Source organism: Labrys sp. KB_33_2 (assembly GCF_052114505.1).
In the GTDB taxonomy this organism is placed as follows: domain Bacteria; phylum Pseudomonadota; class Alphaproteobacteria; order Rhizobiales; family Labraceae; genus Labrys.
In genome coordinates, this window is the sequence record NZ_JBFREW010000092.1 from 1 (window position 1) to 463 (window position 463).

1 pseudogene is annotated in these 463 nt (G+C 65.0%); it reads right to left on the reverse strand.

The window, feature by feature from the left end:
* Window positions 1-217 (reverse strand): annotated as a pseudogene (locus AB4037_RS34685) (hypothetical protein); the annotation flags it as partial.
* Between the last annotated feature and the right edge of the window lie 246 nt (window positions 218-463).

Consider the following 463-nt stretch of genomic DNA (forward strand, 5'->3'; position numbering starts at 1 on the left):
GGCAACAAGGGGGCAACAAGGGAGGCTGGCTCGTGCTGATGCCGGGCTGGGACGAGGGGACCGGACGAACGATCGTCGGATCGGAGGTGGGAACTGAAGGCGCCCCCGCCACCGGCGCACCACCCATCGCCGCCGGATTGCCGGCGCTACCTGAACCCGATTGGCCCAGCGCCGTGACCGACGGCGCCAGCGCACCGATCAGGCCACCCGCAACCATCAGCACTCGCAAGGAAACGCGTCCAACGGATGGGCGTAAGCGCCGATCTCTATCGTCTACGCTGGACTGGGAAGAAACGACACGCGTACCCGCACGAACCAAACCGGGCGCCCCATGACGCCCGCCCGCATTCCCGATCATTCCCAGCCCCTGACGATTCCAGCGCGCAGCCCCCTGCACGCAGCGCCAAGCTAGGAAATCACCTCACGAGTCTCAATATGGCAAATTTGAGGGAGTGACACATTC